Here is a 21665-nt window from a genome sequence, read left to right as displayed (position 1 = left end):
CATGCAAACAGCGGCTGCCGTGCGAGACCGACCAGAGGTAGCGATCGAGGAATTGCGGCGGCTCGGCCTCATCGTCACGGGTGTGGCGGACGCTGCCAGGCCGTCTGCGAGGGCCCGATATTAGGGGTCGCGTAACCGTCGGCGGGCCGCCTACATAGCAGAACGGCGCCTGTGCATGACACTGCCGAATCGGTGGATCGGAGTGGGGGCACGGGCGGCCTGATCAACATTGGCCGAGACCATGTCCGCCGCTTCGTAAGCGGTCCGTCACTGCCCGGCCCAACGGCTCGGGTACCGACACACCCCAGACCATCGAACCCGCCCGCACCACGATGCGGCCGAGGGCGACGGGGTCTACCCCGGCCGGGAGCTGGCAGACCAGCCGGTAGAACGCGCACCGCCCGTTCGGTGTGGTCAGATCGAAACCGCCCATGCCCGCCGCGCTCATCCCTGCGCCTCAGCGTCCCCGGACACCGGCGGCGTCGCGTACAGCGCGCGGCCGAGCATCACGTGCCCCGGCATGATCACGCTGCACACCCGCGTGAACTCCGCCGGGACCGATCCGCCCAGGTGCGCCATCCCAGGGACGATCACCGCACCCGCGCGGGCCACGTGCACCATCTCGAGCACGTTCGCTGCCGCGACCAGCGGCGCAGTGCCCGGCGCAACCACGTACGTGGCAGCCGGCGTGTACCCGTGGCGACGGGCCAGCATCGCGATCGTGGCCTGATCACCGACCGCGTCGGCACCTGCGACAGCCACGCACCGCAGCCCGATAGCCAGTGCGCCTTCCGCGCGTGCCAGCGCGCCGCGCAACGGTATCGACTCGTCTTTCAAATACACCGCGATCCGCCGCAATTCGGCCGTCCCCGCCGAATACAACCCCCGCCGACTGCTCGCATCCATCCCCTGCGCCTCCCTGCAATCCGATTGGAAAGCACCCGACGCCGAGGGCATAGCACCAGCCAGCGTTCACGTCTGTCCTGGCGCGGCCGAGATGACGAAGGCGGCCGGCTCACCCCGGCGTCGGGGCCGGGGAAAGCGTCACAGGTGGAGAGGCTGTCCAACAATGGCACTCTCGGCAAACGATCCAGCGAAAGTGCCATTCGGAGTGGACATCTCAGTACTCCAGTCGCAGGAGATCCGCGAGATCTCGCATCTCAGGAGTCAGGGTGCGTCGTCTGGAGATGATCCGGCCCAGCAAATCCTTAGCGGACCGCTGTTCGATCAGCCACGGTCGGGCCTCACGGGAAAGCTGAACCAGCACGTCGAACGCGGTGTCATAACTTCGGAGTTCGATGTGTGCCGCGGCGACGTCGAGCAGATGTCTGTTGCGGTTGTCGGAGGTCGGGCGCAGCCCCGGTGGTACGTCTCGGGCCAGCCGCAACGCGAGGTCGGGACGGTCGTCCACGATCGCATTCTCAACTCGCTTCATGGCGACCGTGGCTGGCCCGAACGTCGTCCAGTATTGGTGATAACTCCCTGAGTCTCGGTTGACCGCTGCGGCTGCCGCGTTCGCCAGGCGCATCATGTCGTCTGCTTCGTCCGGCCGGTTGTCTCGTATTGCCGCGGCTGAGCCGCGCAACAGCAACCACCCCCACGTCGACAGTTCACGTGTTGTGGCAACCGACAGGCGCGGTTCGATACGGTCCGCCCACGACACCGCCAAGGTGCGAACCTGCTCGAACTGCCGTTCCACGAGTAGCAGCCAGCACAGAGTGATCACTGCCGACGCGGCGTCGAGTACGTTCCCGGTCGACTCCGCGTCCCTCAGCGACTGCTCGAGTGCGGTCCTCGCGGACTGTAGTTGCCGAGTCTGGACCAGCACCGACCCGACCAATTGCAGAATCCGGGAGCGCATGAGCGGCGTCGCGGCGCGTCCATCGAGGATCAGATGGGGAAGTAGCCGACTCAACTGCTCGTACTCGTTGTCGTGGTAGAGCTTCACGGCCGCGACCAGTGATTCGATCATGCTCCGCTCGGCGGGAGTTTCGGCCGCGTGTCCGTCCGCGATCGACACGAGAGCCCGCCGGGTAGGAAGCCAGAGTTCACCGCCCTCGGTCTCGGGTCGGCCAGGGGTGGGGCCGAGTAGCGCCGAGAGCGGGCAGCCCATCGCCACGGCCAGCCGTCGAAGCGTCTGAATGCGAGTGTCGTCGCGCTCGCCCTGTTCGATCTTGCGAATCAGAGATAGTGATACTCCTGAACTCTGGGCGAGTTCACGTTGGGTCAGACCGCTCCGCTTGCGTACAGACCGCAAGCGTTCCCCGAGATCTGTGCTCATGTCCCGAGGCTACGGGAGCTACCGATACTCGTCAGGCGCTCAACGACCGAGCCGGGTTCGAGGTCGAGGGCGTGTTGCGCTCGCACTACCGGCGGCGCAGCGGCGAGGTGTGGGACGCGGTGCTGATGGGGCTGTCGTTGAACGACGCGGCCTGAGGGGCAACTATTTCGCGGAATTATGGGGTTTTTATTGGCACGTCTGCGCCAAAAGAATTGAATGCGGACGTTTCAGATTGTGGAGCTCGAAATAAGCGGGAACGACTTCGGATCGTGGCATAGTTTCGCGGCAACATGCCGAAATATTCACCGGCAGAACGAATAACGTTTCGAGCCTCGGCGCCTTAAGGGACACAAGACTTCGCATGTCTGTTAATAAGCCCGTGTAGGCGGCCGTGTCGTGCGCTCGCGGCGTGTGGTACGCGCGCGTACGGAGCCCTACAGGCGGGCCACGCAGACGACGAAATGTCGCTGCTGATAAACGATTCCGCTGTCGGCCGAGCCGCAGGCGTTGACGTCCACGGTGTTCTGCTTGATGTCGATCACCCGGACCGCGCCCGGGGCGTGGGCGGCGCAGTCGAGGCGCTTAGGGCTGCCGGGGATCAATTCCATGCAGCCGCCGACGACCCAGTCGATGTCCAGGCACAGCGCGGCCTGTGTCGCGCCGCGCAAGGTCTCGTTGTAGGTGTGGTCGGCGTCGGTGGGGCACGTGGAGCCAGCCGGTGCCTTCTCGATGACCTTGTAGACCGAATTCGGGCTGCCACAAGCGGTTTTATCGATCGCGCCCGCGCCGCCGAACTGCACGCATTCGCCGATGTTCACCTGCATGCTCGTGGCGCTCTTGTTCGACGCGCCGCGCAGCGCCGACGTGGTCGGCAATGCCTCCGTGGTGGTCGGCAACGGCTCCTCGGTGGTCGGCGGCGGCGTTGATGCGGTCGAGGCGGTGGCGGCCTGGGCGGCGGCCTTGGCCGGCTCGTCGGCCGGACCGGACATCGACAGCGCGGCGACGACCACGAGGGTGGCCGCCACCCCGGTCCCGACCATGAAGGCGGCCAGGGTGATACCGGCGCGGACACGTTGGCGCGACACGTCACGTCCTCCAGAGCTGTAAACCCTTCGAACCCACCTAGCGACCCGAAGTTGTGAATCTTGCGTATCGAAGACCACGCCATGCTTACACTACGCGGCACGTCCGCGTCGAGTTTTCCTTCCCGGGAGCAGTGATCCGCCATGGGAATTCACCTGGGTGCCGCCATCGGCGGCCCGAGTGATCACAATCGGATAACGAACCGCTGGATCATGTGTGCCGGTCGTCAAGTCTGGAAACAAGTCACGGGCGCTGTACAGTCACACGCCATCCGGCCTCCGGAGCCGGTGTCTCGGTGAGAAGGAATTCCAGAATGAAGTTCGGCACTATTGCCGCCATTGCGCTCGGTGCGGTTGCCGCAGTGGGCATCACAGCGGGGGCCGCGAACGCGAAACCTGTGGAGCCGGAGCGTGAGATCACGACTACCGGCGTAGAGCAGGGGGTCGACTACCACACCACGGTCTCGCGCGAGACCGGAGCGATCACCACCGCCGTCGAGCACGGCGCCTTCGCGGTGGCCGACGACGGCACCAAGATCAGGCTGACCTCCGACACCGGAGCCGTGGTGGCCGAAGTGCCGCTGACCTTCCAGGTTTCCGGCAGCAAGCTGTCGGTCGCGCACGAAATCAGCGACAGCGGACGGCGTCTGGCGCTCACCCCGGTGGCAGGCGCCAAGGAGATCGGCGAGATGCAGCCGATCAGCTCGATGAACCGGCTCATCGCCGAGCTGAACCAGAACGTGGTCGGCGTGGTCGGCGGCGCGCTGCTCGGCGGACTGCTCGGGGCCTTGATCGGCCTCGGCTTCTTCAGCATCATCACCGGCCCGATCGGCTTGGTCGTCGGCGCGATCGCGGGCGGAGCCATCCAGGGCGGGCAGCCGTTCATGGACGCGCTGATGGCGGTCGTCAACGGCGAGCCCTGATCGACACCACGGATCGGGTGCGGCAGGCGCACCGCAGCGCGCCTGCCGCACCCGGACCGGGTCGTCGATCGCCGTGGCGTTGAAGGTTCGACCCACGGCAGAGCGAGAAAGAACGCGCGAACGCCGAATACCGCTGGACGCGTGCTATCGCGCGGATGATGCGAAGCTCAGCGCTCGGCGGAACCGGACTCGCCGTCACGGTGCTGGCGGGATAGTCGCCAGAGGAACTCCGGGTCGTCGTCGGGTCCGATGACGCGCTTGCGCTGTGGTGAACGCGTCTGCGGGGCAGTGGGTCCAGTCCGCTCGGGGCCGAACGCCTTCCAGCACAACACCGCTATTGCCACCACCGCGATGAGTGCCAACAGGTACGTCACGTCGCTCACCTCCTGGTTACGAGGGTAGCCGCGGACGTGACTCCAGCACACCGCAGACGCGAAAATGGTCTGCGGGCGAGCGCGGACCCGAGCACGACAGGTCCGCGCGCCCTGCGATCAGCGTGCTGCGGTCGCCTCGGTGGTCAGCGACTTGAGCAGCTGGAGTACTTCCGATTCGCGAAACCGGCGATGTCCGCCCGGTGTGCGCAGCGACCCGAGGCGCCCGGCGTGAGCCCAGCGCGTCACGGTCTTGGGGTCGACGTGGAACAGGGCAGCAACCTGGCCCGGAGTCAGCAGGGTGTCCTGGCCGCCGACGGTGATCGCAGTCATAGCAAACCTCTCCGTTCTCGACAGTTCCCTCATCAGATGGCGCCATCGTCGCACTGAAACCCCTAGGTACTCGAACCACCTACAGTTGGTAAAGGGGAGGTAATAGACAAATCGGATGCGCGCCCCACCCCCGGCTGTTGGGCGTGCACCGGGGGCGGGCAACAGCTTCGCATAGGCTGAGGGATGTGCGTGACGCGAATCCACCAAAAGGTGCTTCCGGACAGCAAACGGCTGGCGCTGGTCGTCGTCTGGCCCGCAATCTGGCCCTTTACACCGTCGCCAGGTTGGGTCTCGTGGTAGTGCTCGCCGCGCTGATCGTGCTGGCCGCGCGGCTGGTGTCGGTGGACATCCCCATCGTGGTCGCGGCCTTGTTCGCGCTCATCATCGCGATGCCGCTGTCGCTGGTGCTGTTCAAGCGGCTGCGAACCAAGGTGAACGAGGACATCGCCCTGGTCGACGAGCGCAGGCGCCGGGACAAGGCCGAGCTACGGGCGCGGCTGCGCGGCGAGGAGCCGCCCGCTGGGCCGGAGTCGGGGACGTCCGCGTGAAGTCCTGCGATCACACCGCGCCGCGCGAGTGGGTCGACAACGCGGTGCGGCTGATCGACGCCGACACCCAGCGCAGCGCGGACACCCACTTGCTGCGCTACCCGCTGCCCGCCGAGTGGAACATCCAGCTCTACCTGAAGGACGAGTCCACCCACATCACCGGCAGCCTCAAGCACCGCCTGGCCCGCTCGCTGTTCCTGTACGCGATCTGCAACGGCTGGGTCACCGAGGGGACGACCGTGGTGGAGGCGTCGTCGGGTTCGACGGCGGTCAGCGAGGCCTATTTCGCGAAGCTGCTCGGCTTGGACTTCGTCGCGGTGATGCCCGCGAGCACCTCCCCGCAGAAGATCGCGCTGATCGAGGCGCAGGGCGGTCGCTGTCATTTCGTGCGCCGTCCGCCGGACATGTACACCGAGGCGGCGCGGCTCGCGGCCGAATGCGGCGGGCACTACATGGACCAGTTCACCCACGCCGAGCGCGCGACCGACTGGCGCGGCAACAACAACATCGCCGAATCGATCTTCCAGCAGATGGCGCTGGAGACCAATCCGGTGCCGGAGTGGATCGTGGTCGGCGCGGGCACGGGCGGGACCAGTGCCACCATCGGCCGCTACATCCGGTACCGCAGGCACGCGACCAAGCTGGCCGTGGTCGATCCGGAGAACTCCGCCTTCTACGGCGGCTACGAGACGGGGGACGCGGGCTATCAGACCGGGATGCCCTCCCGGATCGAAGGCATCGGCCGCCCGCGGGTGGAGCCCTCGTTCGTCGGTCAGATCGTGGACCGCATGTTCGAGGTGCCCGACGCGGCGTCCATCGCGGCGGCGCGGTTCGCGAGCGCGCGGCTCGGCCGCCGGGTCGGCGGATCGACCGGTACCAACCTGTGGGGCGTTTTCGCGTTGATCGCCGAGATGCTGTCCGATGGCCGCGGCGGCAGCGTGGTCACCCTGCTGTGTGACGGCGGGGATCGCTACGCCGGAACGTATTTCGACGACGGGTGGGTGGCGTCCCAGGGTCTGGAGCTCGCGGAGCCCACCGCCGTGTTGGAGAAGTTCGTGGCGACCGGAATCTGGGACGCCTGATCGGTTCACGCCCCGGGTAGGGGTTCGTCGTTCGCCTAAAAGCGGAACGGGGCTCTGTCGCGTCCTGGTTCGTCAATTTTTGTTGACATCGCGCGCGATCGTCAATCAAAATTGACGACATGACGGAAGCAACCACACTCGCGGCGGCCGCGGGCAGCCCTGATCCCAAGGTCGGGCTGCGCGCGGTGCTCGCGCTACGCAGGCTGCTCGAACGTCTCGAGGCGATCCAGGTGGCCAACGCCCGTGCTCAGGGCTGGTCGTGGCAGGCGATCGCGGAGGCGCTCGAGGTCAGCAAGCAGGCAGTGCACCAGAAGTACAACCGGAAAGGCAGGATCCGCTGATGTTCGAGCGGTTCAGCAGGTCTGCGCGCACGGCGATCGTCGTCGCCCAAGAGGACGCGCGCGAACTCCACGCGTCGAATATCGAGGTGGAGCACGTATTGCTCGGCGTGCTCGCGCAGGCCGAGCCGGAGTTGACGACGTTGCTCGCCGAAGCGGGGCTCACGCGCGACGGCGTGCGCCGCGCGCTGGCCGAACAGGGCAACGGGATACCCCTCGGCCCCGAGGACGCCGAGGCCTTGCGCTCCATCGGCATCGATCTGGACGCCGTCCGTGAGTCGCTGGAAGCGCATTTCGGCGAAGACGCGCTCGACCGGGCCGCGCCGGACCCGCGCCGCGGCCCGTTCCCTTGGAGCCGCGGCGGGTACTACGGGCACATTCCGTTCACGAAGGACGCGAAGAAGGTGCTCGAGCTCGCCCTGCGTGAGGCGTTGGGCCGCAAGGACAAAACCATCGAGTCGGGGCACATGCTGCTCGGCATACTGCGCGCCCCGAACCAGACGACGGAGCGCCTGTTCGGCGGTTCCGCCGCGATCGGCGAATTGCGGCCCAAGGTGCACGCCCTGCTCGACCGTGCGGCTTGAGCGGGCGGACATGCGCCGCTGTAGTTCGAGTTCTTCGGCGGCGCATGTCCGCGTCCGACGCCTAGCATTGGGCCATGCAGCTCGTGATTCGGTTGATCATCAACGCGGTGGCCATCTGGCTGGCGGCCTTCTGGGTCGACAAGATCGACATTCTCGCCCCCGAGGGCGGCAACGGCGCCAAGATCGGGGTTGTTCTCGCCGTGGCCGCGGTTTTCACGGTGGTGAACGCCCTGGTCAAGCCGATCGTGAAGCTGTTGTCGCTACCGCTGGTGATCGTGACGCTCGGCCTGTTCCTGCTGCTGATCAACGCGCTCATGCTGTGGCTGACCGCCGAGATCACCGAAGCGTTCACCGATTACGGCCTGCGCGTGGAGGGTTTCTGGGCCGCGGTGTTCGGCGGCATCATCGTCTCGATCGTGAACTGGGTGCTCGGCATCCTGGTCCCGGACGAGGATTAGTCCGCGCGGGCGCGAACGCGCGACGCTTCGTCGCGCTTCGCGTGAGCGGGCCCACGTGGTCGGCTCGATCCGCGCGGCCGGGCGCGCTAACCCAGCCCGACCGCCAGCGCCGTGATCGCCGACCAGGCCAGCAGCGCCAAGCCGGAATCGCGCAGCGCGGGAATCAGTTCCAGACCGCCTTTGCCGCCGCGCACCGGCGCGTTGGCGCGCACGGCGAGCGGAATCGCGAGCAGCCCGGCCAGCGCCAACGGCGTGCGGGCGGCCAGCGCCAACGTCGCGAGGAACGGCACGGTGAGCAGCACCAGGTGCAGCGTGCGGGTGCGTGGGTCGCCGAGTTTCACCGCGAGCGTGACTTTCCCGGAATCGGTGTCGGTGGGGATGTCGCGCAGGTTGTTCGCGACCAGCACGGCGCTGGAGAACGCGCCTACCCCGATCGCGAGCAGCGCGCCGACCCAGTCGATCCGGCCCGCCTGCACGAATTGGGTGCCGAGCACGGCGATCAAACCGAAGAAGACGAAGACCGCGACCTCGCCGAATCCGCTGTAGCCATAGGGCTTGCTCCCGCCGGTGTAGTACCAGGCGGCCGCCAGGCAGGCCGCGCCGATCAGCAGCAGCCACCAAGCGCTGGTCAACACCAGCGCCAAGCCGAAGACGGCTCCGACGACCAAGCTGACGATCGCGGCCGTCTTCACCGCCGTGGGCGAGGCCAGCTTCTGCCCGACCAGGCGCAGCGGGCCGACCCGGACGTCATCGGTGCCGCGGACACCGTCGGAGTAGTCGTTGGCGTAGTTCACGCCGATGATCAGCGCCAGCGAAACGAGCAGCGCGAGAATCGCTTTCCACCACACCGCGCCATCGATCGACGCGGCGGCGCCGGTGCCGGCGAGCACCGGGGCGATCGCGTTCGGCAGGGTACGTGGTCGCGCGCCCTCGATCCATTGCGCTGCAGTAGCCATGTTCGCAGCATAATCGGCGCAGCCGGACGGAGTCCGTCGTCAGCTACGCGCATGGCCGCAGCGAAGGCGGAGGTACGCATAATCGGCGCAGCCGGACGGAGTCCGTCGTCAGCCCACGCATGGCCGCCGCGATCAGGCCGTTCCGGCCATCACCGCCTCCTGCATCCGTGCGAGTCCCTTTTCGAAATCCCGGCCGACGAACTTGTCCATCGGAATGAACCTGCCGATGACACTCATCAGACCGGTCTGCTGCCCGGTCATCCGCCAGGTCACCTCGGTGCCGGTCTCGACCGGATCCAGCGTGAAGGTCACCATGTTGGTGGCCTTCATCGGCTTCAAGAACTCCAGCCGCACGCCGATCTCCCGGTCGGCGCTGCCGACGATCTCCATGCTGCCCGCTCCGGCCTTGCGGTTGCCGCTCCAGGCGTAACGCGCGCCGACCCCGGATTCCGCGCCGGAATAGCTGCGCTGCAGTTGCGGGTCGAGGTCCTCCCACGGCGACCACTCGACCCACTTGCGGAAATCGTTGATCAGCCCGTGCACGCGCGCGGGGTCGGCCGTGATCACGGCCGATCGGACCACCTCGAACTCAGCCATGGGGGTCACACTATGCGACCGACCGCTCGCAGTGGCGGCAAAGAATTCGTGTCGAGCTTCTCCGGCCCGCTCGCCTACGATGACCGCGGGATGTTTCCGGAGCACAGCGGCCCGCACGGCCACAGTCGAGCAGTGACGACGCCCGCAGGCGAATCGGTCGTGGTGGCCTTGCTGGGCGAGGTCGCGCTGCGCCGGGACGGCCTGCTGACGCCCTTGCCGGGTGCACGCTCCCGGCTCCTGCTCACCGCCCTGGCCCTGCGGCCAGGCCGCAGCCGAGGCGCACAGGCCCTGATCGAGGAGGTCTGGGGCGAACAGCCGCCGCGTTCGCCGATGAACGCGCTGCACACGCAAGTCTCCCGGCTGCGGTCGGCGCTGCCGGAGGGCGCGCTGGAGATCGGTCCGGCCGGCTACCGGTTGACCCTCGGCGCCGACCAGGTCGACTTGTCCTCGGTGGGCGAGCGGGTGGCGCGGGCGCGCGAACTGCACGCGGCGGGCGACCTCCCGGGATGCCTGGCCCGGATCGCGGAAGCGCGGGCGCTGTGGCGCGGGGATCCTGGCGCCGATCTGCCGCCGGGCGATCTCTCCGACGAGCTGCGGGCCGCGGCCGGACGGCGTCTGGCCGAACTCGACGAACTCGAACTCACCGCACGCGAGGACGGCGGCGACATCGACGGCGCTCTGGGCCTCGCCCGGCTGCGCGCCGCCGCCGAACCGCTGGACGAGCCCGCGCAGCAAACCCTGATGCGCCTGCTGGCCGCGGCCGGACGGCCCAACGAGGCGGTGGAATCGTTCGCCGCTTTCCGCTCCCGGTTGGCCGAGGAACTCGGCACCGACCCGGGACCGGCGCTGACGGAGATCCACACCGCGATCCTGCGCGGGGAGCGGGTGGGGCGCGCCGCGCAGCGCTCGGGCAACTCGGCGACCGACGACGGTCTCCGGGCGCAGGACGTACCGCAGACACCGCACCTCGCCGCCATCGGCCTGCGCGCCGCGCCCAACGCGCTGCTCGGCCGGGCCGCCGATATCACCGCGTTGACCGAACTGCTCCGCGATGCCCGGGTGGTGACCGTGCTCGGTCCGGGCGGTGCGGGCAAGACCAGGGTCGCCAACGAGATCGGCTGGCAGGCGGCGGCCACCTGTCCGGTCGCGCTGGTCGAGCTGGCCTCGGTGCGGGCCGACGGCGACGACGCCAGGGTCGAGATCGAGGCGGCGATCGCCGCGGTGCTCGGGCTCAGCGAGGTCACCTTCGACACCGCGACGCTGCGATCCGGGCAGCCCGTCGATCTGCGCAGACGGCTGCACGACGCGGTGTCGGCCCGCGCGATGCTGCTGATCCTGGACAACTGTGAGCACCTGATCGACGCCGTCGCCGTGGTGGTCGCCGATCTGATCGGCGCCGCGCCCCGGCTGACCGTGCTCACCACGAGCCGTTCGCCGCTGACCATCACGGCCGAGACGGTGTATCCCTTGCCGCCGCTGACCATCCATCCGGCGGGCTCACCCGCCACCGAGCTGTTCGCCGCGCGGGCGCGAGCGGTGCGGCCCGGCGTCCGGCTGGATCCGGACGTGGTCGCCCAGCTGTGCCACACCCTCGACGGGCTGCCGCTGGCCATCGAGCTGGCCGCGGCCCGGGTGCGCGTGATGAGCGTCGAGGAGATCAACGAGCGGCTGGCCGATCGGTTCGCGCTGCTGCGCCACGGCGACCGCAGTTCGCCCGAACGCCACCGCACGCTGCACGCGGTGATCGACTGGAGCTGGAATCTGCTCGACACCGAACAGCAGGCGACACTGCGCCGGTTGTGCCGGTTCCCGGCCGGTTTCACGCTGTCGGCGGCCGAGGCGGTCGCGGGCGGAGCCGACGTGACCGACGTCGCCGCGGCCGTCGACGGCCTGGTCAACCAATCGCTGCTCACCGTGCTGGACGACGAGACGCTCGGCACCCGGTACCGGATGCTGGAGACGGTGCGGGAATACGGTGAAGAGCAGCTGACCGCCACGGCGGGGGAGCCGGAAACGGTCGACACCCGGATGATGCGGTGGGCCAAGGACTACGCCGACGACGTGGCGGGCCGGTACATGACCGGCGATCAGTTCCACCTCGCGCTGGCCCTCGCGGCGGAGCTGGACAACTTGCTCGCCGCGCTGCGCTGCGCCATCGAACGACGCGACGCGGCAACGGCATACACGGTGTTTCCGGTCGTCGGCACGCTGTGGTTGATTCGCGGATCGCATTCGGAAGTGATCGCGTGGGCCGAGCGGGTCATCGAATTGGAGGTGGCCGACTTCGGCCAGGACGGGCCACGTCCGGACCTCGTGCTCGTCACCTATCAGATGACCCTCCTGCATCTCGCCTACACCGACGGCGGCACCAGGGAACTCGCGCGGCTGCGTCAGCGCGTGCGCCGATTGCTGCGCTCCTGCTCGGAGGTCAGCGAGACCATCCGCTTCGTCGGCCGTGTCGTGCTCACCAGAGCCGACGGACGCGGGCTGAGCAGGCTGCTCGCCGAGGCGGTGCGCTCGCCCGATCCCGAGACCAGGGCCTCGGCGCTGCTGTTGCGGGCCAACATCCGCGAGAACCTCGGTGACGTGCGCGGCTCCACCCTCGACGCGGACAAGGCGTTGCACGTCCTCGGGCGCGACAACGTCTGGAGCGTGGCCATGGTGTCCAGGCACCTCGGCCAGGTCTGCGGGCAGGTCGCCCAGTACGCCGAAGCGGTGACCTACTACCGCCGCGCGCTCGAAGTGCTGCAACGGCTCGGCGCCTACGAGGACACCGTGGAAATCCACAGCTATCTGGTGGGCGCGCTGGTCGGCGCGGGCGAACTCGAGCAGGCCCGGCGGGACCTCGCCATCGTGTTCGGCACGCCGGACCTGGACAACGCGTCCTTCGGGCAGAATCGGCTGCTGTCCACCGTGATGCAGAGTTCGGCGGAAGTCGCGCTCGCGGAGGGGGATATCGCAGGCGGGTTCGCTCGCTACGAGCGCGCGCTGGAGCTGTTCGGCTGGCCGGACAACAACTTCCTCAATCCGGGGCCCGGCGCCCTGATGCTGGCCGCGGCGGCGCTGGACGCGCGGGTGCTGCACGGCGCCGCCGACCGGAGCGCGGGCCTGTCCGCGCAGCTGGCCGAGATCGCCGTACCGATGATGTCGCAGTACCGGGACCTGCCGCAGATCGGCGCCGTCGCCTGTGCGATCGGCTCCTACCTCATCGCCGTCGATCGTGCGGCCCCCGTGGGTCTGGACATGCTGATCCTGGCTCCGAACGTCTTGTGCCGACAGGACTACCCCTCGATGCGGTGGCAACGGCACCTGGACGCGGCGATCGCGAAACTCGGCGCGGAGCGGGTCGACGAAGCCCGCCGCCGCCTCGGCCACCTGCGCCGCACCGAGTCCGCGGATCGCATCATGCGGATGCTCGCAAGCCTGGCCGACGCGCACTGACTCTCGCGGGGATACGAAAGCGGGCCGGGTGACAAGGTCACCCGGCCCGCTCCTGCCGGAAAACTCACGCCCGGCGCATGTACGCCCGGACCGTGAGCGGCGCGAAGATCGCGATGACGACCAGCGAGCCGAGCAACGACCACGCCAGATCGCTGCCGAAGGCGGCGCCGTTCATCAACCCTCGGCACGCGTTCACCATGTAGTACACCGGGTTCACGTGGTTGAGGCCCTGCATCCAGCCCGGCATCGTGCTCACCAGCGCGAAGGCGCCGGACATGAAGGTCAGCGGGAACATGATCATCATCGAGATGCCCTGCACGCCCGCCGCGCTCTTGCCGGTGACCCCGACCAGCGCCCAGATCCAGCTGATCGCGAACGAGCAGAAGACGATGACCAGACCCGCCGCGACGACCCCGAGCACACCGCCATCAGGGCGATAACCGATGGCGATGCCGACGACGATGGTGAGCACGGTGGCGAGGGCGTAGCGCACCATATCCGCCAGCAGGGCGCCGGCCAGCGCCGAGATGCGGGCGATCGGCAGGGACTTGAACCGGTCGAAGACGCCCTTGTCCATGTCCTCGCGCAACTGGGTGCCGGTGACGACCGAGGTGAGCACCACGGTCTGCACCAGGATGCCGGGGATCAGGACCGGCAGGTAGTCCTGCACGCTGCCGCCGATGGCGCCGCCGAAGATGTAGGCGAACAAGGCGGTGAACAGGATCGGCTGGATCGTCACGTCGAACAGCTGCTCGGGCTTGTGCTTGATCTTCAGCAGGCCGCGGTAGGCCATGGTGAACGAGTTCGCCGCCGCCTGGACCAGCGGGACGCGGTTGCTCACTTCGGGAATGTTCGTCGGCGCCGTTCGGCGCGTTTCGGTCGCGGTGATGGTGGTCATGGTCGTGCTCCTTCTGGGCGTGCGCCGGCATGGTCACGCGGGCTGTCGCCCGCGGGATGGACGCTCATGCCGCGCTTCTCGCGGGATCGTCGGTGGTGTCGTCGGCGGGGTGGCCGGTGATGGTGAGGAAGACCTCGTCCAGGCTGGGCTTGGTCACGGTGATCTCGTCCACGCCGATTTCCCACTCCCGCAGGCGGATCAGCAGATCAGCGGTGACGCCCGCGTCGGTCAGCGGCGCGGTGAGTCGCCCCGCCTCCGGCGTGATCTGCGCTTCCGCGCCGAGGAAATCGCCGATGATGCGACGGGCTTCGTCGAGCTGGCCGCGATCGACCAGAGTCAGATGCAGCGACGAACCGCCCACGGAAGCCTTCAGTTCGTCGGCCGTGCCGTCGGCGATCACCTTGCCGTGGTCGATCACCGCGATCCGGTCGGCCAGCTGGTCGGCCTCGTCCAGGTATTGCGTGGTGAGCAGCACCGTCGCGCCCTCGCGGACGAGGCGGCGGATGGTGTCCCACATCTGGGCGCGGGTGCGCGGGTCGAGGCCGGTCGTCGGTTCGTCGAGGAACAGCAGCGGCGGCGTCGCGATGAGACTGGCCGCCAGGTCGAGCCTGCGCCGCATGCCGCCGGAGAAATGCCGCAGCGGCTTGTCCGCCGCCTCGGTGAGATCGAATTCCTCCAGCAGTTCGGCCGCCTTGCGCCTGGCCTCGACCCGGCCGAGGCCGAGCAGGCGAGAGAAGACGATCAGGTTCTCGGTGGCGCTCAGGTCCTCGTCGACCGAGGCGTACTGCCCCGTGACGCCGATGAGCGAGCGGACGGCCGTCGGCTCGGCGACCACGTCGTGGCCGAAGATGCGTCCGGTGCCGCCGTCCGGTCGCAACAGGGTCGCGAGCATCCGGATGGTCGTGGTCTTGCCTGCGCCGTTCGGTCCGAGCACGCCGTACACCGAGCCCTGCGGCACCGCCAGGCTCACGCCGTCGACGGCCCGCTGTTCCCCGAACACCTTGACCAGGCCGTCCGCCTCGACGGCGAGCGCTGAAGTTGGTGCGAAAGAAGTCATGTGGACAACTGTGGACGCCTTGACTTGCACTGCTCTTGCACAGCGCTGTCACATCGGCCTTGCGTCGCGGCCCTCTCGTGGCTTGCGTCGGGGGTCGTTGACCACCGGCGCTCAGGAGGCAGGCGGCGTCGCCGCGGGCAGGGCCGGTGGTGGCCGCTGCCCGGTGATCCGTTAGCGGTTCGAGTCGGCCAGCAGGTATTCGCGGAGCTTGGCGCGGTCGGGCTTTCCGGGGCCGCGCAGCGGGAACTCGTCGAGGATCGCCAGTTCGCGGGGGGCGGCGATGGAGTCCAGTTCGGCGGCGACGTACTCGCGTAGCTCGGACAGGCTGGGCGTGGCGCCGGGGGCGGGGATCACCGCGACGGCGACGTGCTGGCCGAGCCGTTCGTCGGGCAGGCCGAGGACGACCACTTCGCTGATGGTCGGGTGGTTGATCAGCACGGCCTCGACCACCTGCGGGATCACCAGCAGGCCTCCGGTGGTGATCGCCTCGTCCAGCCGCCCTGTGATGCTCAGGACGCCGTTGTCGAAGGTGCCCGCGTCCTCGGTGCGGAACCAGCCCGGCTCGGCGAAGGCGGGATGGTCGGGCTGATTGCGGTAGCCCGAGGCGATCATCGCGCCGCCCAGCACCACCCTGCCGTCTTCGATCCGGACTTTCGTGCCCTCCAGCGGCACGCCGTCGTAGACGCAGCCGCCGCAGGTCTCGCTCATGCCGTAGGTACGCACCACGGTGATTCCCGCCGCTCGCGCGCGCTCGTAGACCGGCAGGGGAGTGGCCGCGCCGCCCACCAGCACGCCGTCGAGCTCGGCCAGAGCGGTGGTGGCGACCGGCGACTCCAAGGCTTTGATCAACTGGGTCGGGACCAGGGCGGTGTAGCGCCGCTCCCCGCGCATACCCGAGATGGCGCCCGCGAGGGCCTCTGGCAGGAATCCGCCGGACACGTCCAGCACGGTGGGTTCGGTTCCCGCCAGGATGCTGCGCAACAGCACCTGGATCCCGGCGATGTGATGGGTCGGAAGGGCCAGCAACCAGTTGCCGGGGCCGCCGAGCCGGTCATGGGTCGCGGTGCCGCTCGCGCGGAGGGCCGCCGAGCTGAGCATCGCGCCCTTCGGCACACCTGTGGTGCCGGAGGTGGTCACCACCAGAGCGATGTCCTCGTCGATCGGCTCACCCGGCGACAAGGCGTCGCTCAGGCGTCTCGCCTCGCGCCGATCGCTGGTGGGAATGGGGAGCCATGCGGCCCCGCTACCTTCCAGCGCCTCCCGCAGGTGCGGCATGACGTCGCCGAGACCGGAGCCGGTCGGCATCGGCAAGGTACGCAGTTTCTTGGTCATGCCATGCCTCGCCGCTCGCCCGGCTCGGTGCTGCCCAGAGCCGCAGTCCCCATGGCTCGCTCGCTGCACTCCCTCACGATAGGGATCGTGTCATGCCCGCGCCGCCGCGTGCGGAACGGGTCGGTATGCCGGAGTGGCGCGACCGTGGCGCGGCCACCCGGTGGGATCGGGGCTGAAGTACGACAGGCATCGATACTGCGATTCACTCGTCGGATGGGACACGGACACAGCCGGCCCGGACGTCGGCGGTCGGGTGGCCATCCGAGCGTTATCGTCCTCGCCGCTCGACGCGTTGGCAACTCGGTGCGGCCCGCCGTACTACCGAACGGAACCGTTGCTAGGACTCCTGCCAGCGGGTATCCCGCCGGATCGGATGGGTCGGCGGGACCTCGACCAGAACGATCGGCACACCGTCGGGATCGCGCACCCACATCTCGTGCAAACCCCACGGCTCCTCGACCGGGGCCCGATCGATCGGGATGCCCTTGAGCGCCAGCTCCGCCGCCGCGTCGGACACATCGCGCACCTGAAGCCAGATCGCGCCGTCGAACGACGACGGCTGGCCCGACCCGCCGTGCGATGCCACCTCGATCAGCGACTGTCCAGCGAAGAACACCGTTCCGCCCGGATACTCCCGCGCTACGGCCAGTTCCAGCCCGTCTCGATAGAACGCGAGCGTGGCCTCGTAGTCGGCGGGCCGAAGGATGATGCGGCTGCTGAGGATGTCCATCAGAAGTACCAGGGGTAGGGGGTCCAGTCCGGCTTGCGTTTCTGCAGGAACGCGTCGCGGCCTTCGACGGCTTCGTCGGTCATGTAGGCCATCCTCGTCGCCTCGCCCGCGAAAAGTTGCTGGCCCACAAGACCATCGTCCAGCAAATTGAACGCGTACTTCAGCATGCGCTGGGCCTGCGGAGACTTGCCGTTGATGTCGGCGGTCCACTCCAGCGCGACGTCCTCCAGTTCGGCGTGGTCGACGACCTTGTTCACCGCGCCCATCTGGTGCATCTCCTCGGCGGTGTAGGGACGGCCGAGGAAGAAGATCTCGCGGGCGAACTTCTGGCCGACCATCTTGGCCAGATACGCGCTGCCGTAGCCGCCGTCGAAGCTGCCCACGTCGGCGTCGGTCTGCTTGAACCGGGCGTGTTCGCGGCTGGCCAAGGTGAGATCGCAGACCACGTGCAGGCTGTGCCCGCCGCCCGCGGCCCATCCGTTCACCAGCGCGATCACCACCTTCGGCATGAAGCGGATCAACCGCTGCACCTCGAGGATGTGCAGGCGGCCGGCGCGGGCCTGGTCGACCGTATCGGCCGTCTCGCCGCTGGCGTACTGGTATCCGCTACGGCCGCGGATGCGCTGGTCACCGCCGGAGCAGAAGGCCCAGCCGCCGTCCTTGGGGCTGGGGCCGTTGCCGGTGAGCAGCACCGCGCCGACGTCCGAGGTCATCCGCGCGTGATCGAGCGCCCGGTAGAGTTCGTCGACCGTGTGCGGGCGGAACGCGTTGCGCACCTCCGGCCGGTCGAACGCGACACGCACGGTGCCCTGCTCGATGTGCCGGTGATAGGTGATGTCGGTCAGGTTCTCGAATCCCGGAACGGGGCGCCACAGCTTCGGATTGAACGTCACCGGGCAATGCTAGGTCTCGCTGGGCTCGAAAGTCGTGGTCGGGGCTGTGAGCGGCGCCGGAGCGAGGTGGGCGGGCCGTCGGTCTCGCACGCGGGCGGCGCGATGGAGCGGCCCCGAACCCCGGCTGGTCTCGCCGGGTCGCCGGGATCTCGATTTGACGGTGTAAAACCACGCGTTACCGTGCAGGTATGAGCGAGCAAGTGAAACCGGTTATCGACCGGAGCGCGGTGGACCGATCCCGGTACGAGAAGCACGGCGGGTTCCCGAAGGTCACGGCCGCGAAGGTCGGGCCGAACTTCGGCGGATTCGTGGACGCCATGCGGACGTTGCAGGATCTCGCGGTGTCCGTGGACGCGCCGGAGGAGATCTTCGGGGCCGCGCAAGCCAAAGCTCGTGAGCTGATCGACCTGCTCGAGCCCTACCGCGCGCCCGAATTGCAAGGCCCGGCGGGCCGCGCCGTCGAATTGCCGGGGCGGGGAAGCCTTCTGCTGCTGCCGTGGCAGGTGGTCTCGGCGGGCCCGGACGGCATCGAGATGACCGGTGTGTTCCGCCGCTTCCATCTCGGCGGAAACGGGGCCGCGCACGGCGGCGTGCTGCCGCTGCTGTTCGACGATCTGCTCGGCATGATCGTGCATTACGCCGGACGGCCGATCAGCCGCACCGCGTACCTTCACGTCAACTACCGCAAGATCACTCCGCTGGAGACGCAACTGACGGTTCGCGGAAGGGTCGACCGTATCGAAGGGCGAAAAACTTTCATCACCGCCGAATTGCTCGATGAGCAGGGCGATCTCCTCGCAGACTGCGAAGGTCTGATGGTCGAGTTGCTACCGTGGCAGCCGTAGCCGGGTGAATGCTGGCGCGGGCACGTATAGTTGCCCTCGCTCGTTCATCGATACCGATCCGGAGGAACCTGAAAGTGGTTGCAGCACTGTCTGAATCCCTGCTCGACGACGCGAAGCGCCCGGCTTTCCTTGCCGATGCCGTCGAGGTTCTCGACGCCGAGGTGTCGGACAAGGGTGGTGCGTCCGGCCTGGCTGTGAAGGGTGGCTACGCGGCGGTCAAGAAGATCAGCCCGTCCATCGTGCCCGATGCGCTGGAGTCGTTGGCGCCCAAGCTGGTCGCGCAGCTGGAGCCGTTCTGGCAGGAGTACACGGCGTCGGGCACCGGCAAGTTCGCCGACCTGCTCGTCGCCAAGTCCGACGAGGTCGCCGAGGCGTTGCTCGCCGTCACCGACGCTCGCGCCGAGGCCTCCAGCCGCCCTGCCCTGCAGAAGGTCTACTCCTCGATGCGTTCTTCGGCGAAGAAGAACGTCATCGAGGCGCTGCCCCGGGTCGGCGACCTGATCGAAAAGCACGCTCGGTAGTTTTTCCAGCGCCTGCGGCGCTGGGTGTTCGCGGCCCCTTTGTGGCTCGCGTCCGAGCGACCACCGCTGGCGACTGCGTCGCGGACGCGGCGGCCGCTCGGACGCGAGCCGGGCTGTGTTGGTTTTTCCAGCGCCTGCGGCGCTGGGTGTTCGCGGCCCCCTTATGGCTCGCGCCCGAGCGACCACCGCTTGCGACTTCGTCGCGGACGCGGCGGCCACTCGGACGCGAGCCGGGCCGCGAACGGCGCATGCTCGGTCTCGCTTCGCTCGAAACCGGTAGTCGTGCTGGTACCGTCGCGTGACGAGGCAAGGTCATGATTTGAGCCTTGCCTCTGGGCGCGCTCGAATGTCCGGGCGCTGGCGGTATGTCGCGGACGTGGTGGCTAGCGGCTGTATGCGGGTTCGACAGTTCGAAGCGGAGCTGACCGTAGGAGCCAATTCGGGGGTAGAGCAGGCTTGCAATGGGGACGCTGAGGGGTCATAGACTCAGCGGCCGCTTCCAGCCATCGGCGAGTCTGTTGGGGTGGCGGCCGATCGACTATCGCCGAGCGCGTCCGCCGATACGCTCGGTGCGTCGGCGGTCCTCGCCGCAGGCGTGATCTGACGGCACGGTTGTACGAGGACTCCGCAATCAGTTCATTGCGATCCCCGCGACCGTGGGAAGCCCGCCCGTGGGCGACGACACAGTGTGATTGCGAACCTCCCGGCGGGGACTTCTAGTTGACTGTCTGCCAGTCTGGAGGCGTGAACCCGTCTACAGCACAAGCGCAGGTCGTCGTCGACGAACTCGTGCGCGGGGGCGTGCGGGATGTCGTCCTGTGCCCCGGCTCCCGGAACGCTCCGCTGGCGTTCGCCCTGCAAGCCGCCGATTCGGCCGGGCGACTGCGCCTGCACATGCGGATCGACGAGCGCACGGCGGGCTTCCTCGCCGTCGGGCTCGCGCTCGCGAGCCGGCTCCCGGTCCCGGTCGTGATGACCTCGGGCACCGCGGTGGCCAATCTCGGGCCCGCCGTGCTGGAGGCGAACTACGCTCGCGTCCCGCTGGTGGTGCTCAGCGCCAACCGGCCCTATGAACTGCTCGGCTCCGGCGCCAACCAGACCGTCGAACAGTTCGGCCTGTTCGGCAGCCAGGTCCGCGCGACCATCTCGCTCGGTCTCGCGGAAGAGGAGGCGGGCGACGCCGAGCATGCGCCGTACGGCCAGCAGAACAGCCAGTGGCGTTCGGCGGTCTGCCGGGTGCTGGCGGCGGCGCGCGGCACGCGCTCCGGCAACGCGGGCCCGGTGCACTTCGACGTCCCGCTGCGTGAGCCCCTGGTACCCGACCTGGCGCCGGGCGAGACGGCTCCGACGGGACGCGCGGGCGATCGTGCCTGGACCGAGACCCAGTACGCCACCTTGGACGTGCCGCTCGATCTCGACCTCACTCCGGACACCGTCGTGATCTCCGGTCACGGCGCCGGCTTCCGGCCGGAGCTGGCGGACCTGCCGACCGTCGCCGAGCCCACCGCCCCCATGCACGGTCCCGCGCTGCACCCACTGGCGTTGCCGCTGCTGCGGCCCGCGCAGGCGATCATCACCGGCCGCCCGACCCTGCACCGGCAGGTGTCGAAGGTGCTCGCCGATCCGGACATCCGGGTCTACGCGCTGACTACCGGCCCGCGGTGGCCCGACGTGTCCGGCAACGTGGTCGGCACCGGCACCCGCGCCGTCACCGTCGGCGCCCCGAGGCCGCAATGGCTGGAGCACTGCCGCGAGCTGAACGCGAGAGCCGACCAGGTGGTGCGTGGCGAACTCGCCCGCCACCCGAAACCCACGGGGCTGCACGTCGCCGCGGTGGTGATGGACGCGCTGCGCGACGGCGACCAACTGCTGCTCGGCGCCTCGAACCCGGTCCGGGACGCGGCGCTGGTGTCGCATCCGCGTCCCGGCGTCAAAGTGCTGTCCAACCGCGGCGTGGCCGGCATCGACGGCACGGTATCCACCGCGGTGGGCGCGGCGCTGCACCATGACGGGCGCACCATCGCCCTGATCGGCGACCTGACCTTCCTGCACGACGCGTCCGGCCTGCTGATCGGACCGGGCGAACCGCGGCCCGCGGATCTGACCATCGTCGTCGCCAACGACGACGGCGGCGGCATCTTCGAACTGCTCGAGCAGGGCGACCCGCAATACGCGGGCGTGTTCGAGCGGGTCTTCGGCACCCCGCACGGCATGGATCTGGCCGCCTTGTGCGCCGCCTATCGCATCCCGCACCGGCAGGTGGACCCGCAGCAGCTGGCCGTCGAGCTGACCGCGCACGCGCATGGCATGCGGGTGCTCGAGGTGGCCACCGAGCGGTCCAGCCTGCGGGAACTGCACGCGACGGTGCGAGCCGGGATCCGGCCCTGACCGGGCG

22 protein-coding genes are annotated in these 21665 nt (G+C 68.6%); 10 read left to right on the top strand and 12 right to left on the bottom strand.

The window, feature by feature from the left end:
- Positions 1-444: 444 nt before the first annotated feature.
- The 3 genes from U3653_RS30715 to lppU form a co-directional block, all read right to left on the bottom strand.
- The gene (locus U3653_RS30715; RefSeq protein ID WP_195083119.1) at positions 445-906 is read right to left on the bottom strand and encodes a hypothetical protein; all 462 of its coding nucleotides are present in this window, start codon (positions 904-906) and stop codon (positions 445-447) included.
- Positions 907-1120: 214 nt separating this feature from the next.
- Complete coding sequence (locus tag U3653_RS30710; RefSeq protein WP_195083118.1) at positions 1121-2281, bottom strand: helix-turn-helix domain-containing protein; 1161 nt, start codon at positions 2279-2281, stop codon at positions 1121-1123.
- Positions 2282-2715: 434 nt separating this feature from the next.
- Positions 2716-3366 (bottom strand): LppU family putative lipoprotein, encoded by a 651-nt coding sequence (gene lppU / locus U3653_RS30705; protein ID WP_195083117.1) that lies wholly within the window; start codon positions 3364-3366, stop codon positions 2716-2718.
- A 311-nt stretch (positions 3367-3677) separates the two neighbouring features.
- Between lppU and U3653_RS30700 the strand changes: the two genes are divergently transcribed.
- Positions 3678-4286 (top strand): DUF8020 domain-containing protein, encoded by a 609-nt coding sequence (locus U3653_RS30700; RefSeq protein ID WP_067810386.1) that lies wholly within the window; start codon positions 3678-3680, stop codon positions 4284-4286.
- Between the two features lie 167 nt (positions 4287-4453).
- On the opposite strand, the gene U3653_RS30695 is transcribed toward U3653_RS30700, so the two are convergent.
- Positions 4454-4660: a hypothetical protein gene (locus U3653_RS30695; RefSeq protein WP_043733248.1), complete on the bottom strand. Its 207-nt coding sequence runs from the start codon at positions 4658-4660 to the stop codon at positions 4454-4456.
- Between the two features lie 117 nt (positions 4661-4777).
- Positions 4778-4990 (bottom strand): BldC family transcriptional regulator, encoded by a 213-nt coding sequence (locus U3653_RS30690; protein ID WP_039802103.1) that lies wholly within the window; start codon positions 4988-4990, stop codon positions 4778-4780.
- A gap of 185 nt (positions 4991-5175) precedes the next feature.
- On the opposite strand from U3653_RS30690, the gene U3653_RS30685 reads away from it, so the two are divergent.
- The 5 genes from U3653_RS30685 (at position 5176) to U3653_RS30665 (ending at position 8000) form a co-directional block, all read left to right on the top strand.
- On the top strand, positions 5176-5538 hold the full coding sequence (locus tag U3653_RS30685) for a DUF4229 domain-containing protein (RefSeq protein WP_195083116.1): 363 nt from the start codon (positions 5176-5178) through the stop codon (positions 5536-5538).
- Positions 5535-6620: an L-cysteine desulfhydrase Cds1 gene (cds1, locus tag U3653_RS30680; RefSeq protein WP_195083115.1), complete on the top strand. Its 1086-nt coding sequence runs from the start codon at positions 5535-5537 to the stop codon at positions 6618-6620. Before U3653_RS30685 ends, cds1 begins: the two co-directional genes overlap by 4 nt.
- Positions 6621-6739: 119 nt before the next feature.
- Positions 6740-6961, top strand: coding sequence for a helix-turn-helix domain-containing protein (locus U3653_RS30675; protein WP_067810393.1), 222 nt, complete (start codon positions 6740-6742; stop codon positions 6959-6961).
- Complete coding sequence (locus tag U3653_RS30670) at positions 6961-7542, top strand: Clp protease N-terminal domain-containing protein (RefSeq protein WP_195083114.1); 582 nt, start codon at positions 6961-6963, stop codon at positions 7540-7542. The genes U3653_RS30675 and U3653_RS30670 overlap by 1 nt, the downstream gene beginning before the upstream one ends.
- A gap of 74 nt (positions 7543-7616) precedes the next feature.
- Positions 7617-8000, top strand: a complete 384-nt coding sequence (locus U3653_RS30665) for a phage holin family protein (RefSeq protein ID WP_195083113.1) — start codon at positions 7617-7619, stop codon at positions 7998-8000.
- A gap of 86 nt (positions 8001-8086) precedes the next feature.
- Here U3653_RS30665 and U3653_RS30660 read toward each other — a convergent pair whose 3' ends face one another.
- Positions 8087-8956 carry a 1,4-dihydroxy-2-naphthoate polyprenyltransferase gene (locus U3653_RS30660; protein WP_195083112.1) on the bottom strand — a complete coding sequence of 290 codons (870 nt, stop codon included), beginning with the start codon at positions 8954-8956 and terminating at the stop codon, positions 8087-8089.
- A gap of 132 nt (positions 8957-9088) precedes the next feature.
- Positions 9089-9553 carry an SRPBCC family protein gene (locus tag U3653_RS30655; RefSeq protein WP_195083111.1) on the bottom strand — a complete coding sequence of 155 codons (465 nt, stop codon included), beginning with the start codon at positions 9551-9553 and terminating at the stop codon, positions 9089-9091.
- A 132-nt stretch (positions 9554-9685) separates the two neighbouring features.
- On the opposite strand from U3653_RS30655, the gene U3653_RS30650 reads away from it, so the two are divergent.
- A complete protein-coding gene (locus U3653_RS30650; protein ID WP_323124672.1) occupies positions 9686-12994 on the top strand; it encodes an ATP-binding protein in 3309 nt (1102 codons plus the stop codon).
- A gap of 64 nt (positions 12995-13058) precedes the next feature.
- On the opposite strand, the gene U3653_RS30645 is transcribed toward U3653_RS30650, so the two are convergent.
- From U3653_RS30645 to U3653_RS30625, 5 genes are all read right to left on the bottom strand, one after another.
- Positions 13059-13892, bottom strand: a complete 834-nt coding sequence (locus U3653_RS30645; RefSeq protein WP_195083110.1) for an ABC transporter permease — start codon at positions 13890-13892, stop codon at positions 13059-13061.
- 64 nt (positions 13893-13956) lie between these two features.
- On the bottom strand, positions 13957-14949 hold the full coding sequence (locus U3653_RS30640) for an ATP-binding cassette domain-containing protein (RefSeq protein WP_195083109.1): 993 nt from the start codon (positions 14947-14949) through the stop codon (positions 13957-13959).
- Between the two features lie 171 nt (positions 14950-15120).
- On the bottom strand, positions 15121-16281 hold the full coding sequence (menE, locus tag U3653_RS30635) for an o-succinylbenzoate--CoA ligase (protein WP_195083108.1): 1161 nt from the start codon (positions 16279-16281) through the stop codon (positions 15121-15123).
- A 337-nt stretch (positions 16282-16618) separates the two neighbouring features.
- On the bottom strand, positions 16619-17011 hold the full coding sequence (locus tag U3653_RS30630) for a VOC family protein (protein ID WP_195083107.1): 393 nt from the start codon (positions 17009-17011) through the stop codon (positions 16619-16621).
- A complete protein-coding gene (locus U3653_RS30625) occupies positions 17011-17904 on the bottom strand; it encodes a 1,4-dihydroxy-2-naphthoyl-CoA synthase (RefSeq protein ID WP_067810427.1) in 894 nt (297 codons plus the stop codon). Before U3653_RS30625 ends, U3653_RS30630 begins: the two co-directional genes overlap by 1 nt.
- Before the next feature lie 188 nt (positions 17905-18092).
- On the opposite strand from U3653_RS30625, the gene U3653_RS30620 reads away from it, so the two are divergent.
- The 3 genes from U3653_RS30620 (at position 18093) to menD (ending at position 21658) form a co-directional block, all read left to right on the top strand.
- Positions 18093-18749: a PaaI family thioesterase gene (locus U3653_RS30620; protein WP_195083106.1), complete on the top strand. Its 657-nt coding sequence runs from the start codon at positions 18093-18095 to the stop codon at positions 18747-18749.
- Between the two features lie 74 nt (positions 18750-18823).
- A complete protein-coding gene (locus U3653_RS30615; protein ID WP_195083105.1) occupies positions 18824-19270 on the top strand; it encodes a DUF6918 family protein in 447 nt (148 codons plus the stop codon).
- Positions 19271-20014: 744 nt separating this feature from the next.
- Complete coding sequence (gene menD / locus U3653_RS30610) at positions 20015-21658, top strand: 2-succinyl-5-enolpyruvyl-6-hydroxy-3-cyclohexene-1-carboxylic-acid synthase (protein WP_195083104.1); 1644 nt, start codon at positions 20015-20017, stop codon at positions 21656-21658.
- Positions 21659-21665: the final 7 nt, after the last annotated feature.

Origin of the sequence: Nocardia implantans (assembly GCF_035544775.1) — a bacterium.
Classification (GTDB): Bacteria; Actinomycetota; Actinomycetes; order Mycobacteriales; family Mycobacteriaceae; genus Nocardia; species Nocardia implantans.
This window is presented reverse-complemented; position numbering and strand designations above follow the sequence as displayed.